The following is a 3,717-nucleotide window of genomic DNA, read 5'->3' as shown; positions in this document are numbered from 1 at the left end:
CCAGCGCGAGGGCCGGGTGTTCGTCCACCCCTATGATGACCCCGAGGTCATGGCTGGACAGGGCACGTTCGCGCTTGAACTGTTCGAGGACGCGGGCCCGCTGGATACGTTCGTCTGCCCCATCGGCGGTGGCGGCCTGCTGTCCGGCTGCGCCGTGGCCGCGCGCGCGCTGCGCCCGGAGATGGACATCATCGGGGTGCAGGTGGAAAATTTCTCCTCGCTGGCCGGTTTTCCGGGCGATGAGGTGATGCCGCCGGGCGGCGCCACCATCGCGGAAGGGATCGCGGTGCTCCAGATCGGCCGCCAGCCGCTGGAGGTCATTCGCGGCCATGTGTCCAACGTGCTGGTGGTGCCGGAAAGCGCCATCGAAACCGCGATCACCATGCTGGCCGAAGGGGCGAAGCAGGTCAGTGAAGGGGCTGGCGCCACGGCGCTGGCGGCGGTACTGACCTATCCCGAACTGTTCCGGGGCAAGCGCGTGGCGCTGCCGGTTACGGGTGGCAATATCGACAGCCGCATCCTGGCCAATACCCTGCTGCGCTCGCTGCTGCGCGACGGGCGGCTTTTGTGCCTGAAAATGGAAATACCTGATCGCCCCGGCGTTCTGGCCGACATTTCACGCAAGATCGGTGATGAAGGCGGCAATATCATCGAGGTCTCGCACCAGCGCCTGTTCACCACCCCCAGCGTGCAGGCCGCCGAACTGGAAGTGATGATCGAAGCCCGCGACCCCGAACACGCCCGCGCGCTGGAAGCGGAACTGGCCAAGACCTACATCGTGCGCCGCGCCTGAACGGCCCCGCACCATGGGTTCACCCGTGGCGGAGAAAAGCCGCCACGGGTTTTTCCAACCTTGGAGACCGTTTGAAAAGCCTGCCTTCAGAACCCACCGCAAATCCCAGTGAAGTTTCCGGTGAAGCTTTTTTCGCAAAGCTTCGGGAAACGCCGCCTTTTTGAAAAAAGGCGGCCACAGTCTCCTATCTGGTGCCGAACAGGCGATCGCCCGCATCGCCCAGGCCGGGGCGGATATAGCCATGTTCATCCAGCCCGCGATCAATGGCGCAGGTCACGATCCGCACATCGGGATGCGCCCTGCGCAGGCAGGCCACGCCCTCGGGCGCCGCGAGCAGGCAGACGAAAACCAGATTGTTGCAGCCTGCCTGCTTGAGCCGGTCAATGGCCGCGACCGCGCTATGTCCCGTCGCCAGCATCGGATCGACCACAAGGCAGACACGGTTCTCAAGCTCATCGGGCAGCTTGAGGTAATATTCAACCGGCTCCAGCGTTTCGGGATCACGGTACAGCCCGACATACCCCACGCGTGCCGAGGGTACCAGATCCAGCAATCCATCCAGAATCCCGTTTCCCGCCCGCAGGATGGAAATCAGGCACAGTTTCTTGCCCGCAAGGCGGCGGGCCTGCATGTGTTCCAGCGGCGTATCGATCTCCACCGTTTCCAGCGGCAGGTCACGCATGGCCTCGTAACCGATCAGCAGGCTCAGTTCGCGCGCGAGATGGCGGAACACGCCGGTCGGGGTCTCACGCTCACGCATGAGGGTCAGCTTGTGCTGGACCAGCGGGTGGGTGACAACAACAACACCATCGTCATGCGCGCAGGCGGGTTCGGTCATATCGGTTCCTTGTCATGGGTTGGGGTATGGGGTCAGCTTCCGCCATCGCGGGGGACGAAACGCAGGGCCAGCCCGTTCATGCAGTAGCGCAGGCCGGTGGGCGGCGGCCCGTCGGGGAAGACATGGCCCAGATGGCCGTTGCACCGCGCGCAATGGACCTCCGTGCGGGTCATGCCGTGGCTGGTGTCGGTCGTGGTGCCCAGCGCGCCGGGTATGGCGTCGAAAAACGAAGGCCAGCCGCTGCCGCTCTCATATTTCGTGCCGGAGCGGAATAACGGCGTGCCGCACCCGGCGCAACGATATTCACCGGCGCGCTTTTCATCATTCAGCGGGCTGGAACCGGGGCGCTCGGTGCCGTGTTCGCGCAGGATGCGCGCCTGTTCAGGGGTCAGGCCACCGCACTGGGTGGGGCCTGTGGCGGCTGGATCGGACATGGGTGTTTTCCTCCATCACACGGGCATTTTACGCTGACCGCTTTTAGGGCATCATGCCATATAAAATAAAACAGGGAGATCCTACCCCATGAGCGACCATGAAACAGTGAACAAGGCGCGCCGCCCCGTCATGCTGGCAGTGCTTGATGGCTTCGGCTGGCGCGAAGACCCGTCCGACAATGCGGTACGCGACGCCGATACGCCAGCCTTTGACCGGCTGTGGCAGTCGGGGCCGCACGCCTTTCTCAAGACCTGTGGGGAGGATGTCGGCCTGCCGCAAGCAGATGGGCAATTCGGAGGTCGGTCATCTCAATATCGGCGCGGGCCGGGTGGTGATGCAGGAACTGCCGCGCATTTCCACCGCGCTGCGTGACGGCTCGGTCGCGCGCGGCCCGGTGATGGCGGATTTCATCGCCGCGCTGAAGGCCAGCGGGGGCACCTGCCACCTCATGGGTCTCGTCTCCCCCGGCGGGGTGCATGCCCATCAGGACCATGCCGTGGCCCTTGCCGAAATCCTGCGCGCCGCCGGTATTCCCGTCATTTTCCACATCTTTACCGATGGGCGCGACACCGCCCCGCAATCCGGGCACGGCCATGTCAGCCAGCTTCTGTCCGCCCTGCCCGAAGGGGTGCGGATCGGCACGGTTTCCGGCCGCTATTACGCCATGGACCGCGACCGCCGGTGGGACCGGGTGGAGAAGACCTATAACGCCATCGTCGCCGGTCAGGGCGAACGGGCGGGCGATGCGCTGCATGTGCTGGACAGGGCTTACGCCGCCGGGGTCACGGATGAATTCATCGTGCCCACCGTGATCGGTGAATATGGCGGCATGCATGACGGTGACGGCGTGCTGAGCTTCAACTTCCGCGCCGACCGGATCCGCCAGTTGCTCGATGCGCTGCTTGAGCCGGAATTCGATGGCTTCACCCGCATCCGGCTGGTCAAGCTCGCCGCCGTCATGGGCATGACCCGCTACAGCGACCGGCTGGCCGAACGGATGACGGTGCTGTTCCCGCCCGAGGAACTGCATGACCTGCTGGGCGATGTGGTCAGCGCCGCCGGGCTGAAACAGATCCGCATGGCGGAGACCGAGAAGTACCCGCACGTCACCTACTTCCTCAACGGCGGGCGTGAACACCAGCTTCCCGGCGAGGATCGGGTCATGATCCCTTCCCCCAAGGTCGCGACCTATGACCTGCAACCCGAAATGTCGGCCCCGGAACTGACACGCCGGGCGGTGGAAGCCATTGACAGTGGCAAATACGACCTGATCGTCCTCAACTTCGCCAATGCGGACATGGTGGGCCATACCGGCGTGCTGCCCGCCGCGGTCAAGGCCATCGAGGCGGTGGACCGGGGTCTGGGCCAGATCGCGGACGCCATCGACCGCGCGGGCGGCGCGCTGCTGGTCACCGCCGACCACGGCAATGCGGAAACCATGTTTGACCCCGAGACCAACGGCCCGCACACGGCCCACACACTCAACGTGGTGCCCGTGGTGCTGGGCGGGGTAAAGAATGTCAGCCTGCATGATGGCCGACTGGCCGACATCGCGCCGACCCTGCTGCAGCTCATGGGCCTGCCCCAGCCCGCCGCCATGACCGGGCATTCCCTTCTGGACGGGTCCACGCCATCCTGACATCACGCCCGG

Annotated in this window: 3 protein-coding genes and 1 pseudogene; 2 read left to right on the top strand and 2 right to left on the bottom strand. The window is 65.0% G+C overall.

Annotated elements, in window-relative coordinates:
* Nucleotides 1-793, top strand: a 793-nt coding sequence (locus tag JCM25156_RS11020) for a pyridoxal-phosphate dependent enzyme (RefSeq protein WP_025813117.1), incomplete at its 5' end; no start/stop codon positions are given.
* A 184-nt stretch (nt 794-977) separates the two neighbouring features.
* Here JCM25156_RS11020 and upp read toward each other — a convergent pair.
* Both upp and msrB read right to left on the bottom strand, forming a co-directional pair.
* On the bottom strand, nt 978-1,631 hold the full coding sequence (gene upp / locus JCM25156_RS11015) for a uracil phosphoribosyltransferase (protein WP_025813116.1): 654 nt from the start codon (nt 1,629-1,631) through the stop codon (nt 978-980).
* Between the two features lie 32 nt (nt 1,632-1,663).
* Nucleotides 1,664-2,065, bottom strand: coding sequence for a peptide-methionine (R)-S-oxide reductase MsrB (gene msrB / locus JCM25156_RS11010; RefSeq protein ID WP_025813115.1), 402 nt, complete (start codon nt 2,063-2,065; stop codon nt 1,664-1,666).
* Nucleotides 2,066-2,153: 88 nt separating this feature from the next.
* Between msrB and gpmI the strand changes: the two are divergent.
* Nucleotides 2,154-3,705: pseudogene (gene gpmI / locus JCM25156_RS23640) on the top strand (2,3-bisphosphoglycerate-independent phosphoglycerate mutase).
* Nucleotides 3,706-3,717: the final 12 nt, after the last annotated feature.

It is taken from the genome of Komagataeibacter kakiaceti JCM 25156 (genome assembly GCF_000613305.1).
Note: the sequence above shows the minus strand (reverse complement) of the source record. Positions and strands in the feature narration are given on the sequence as shown.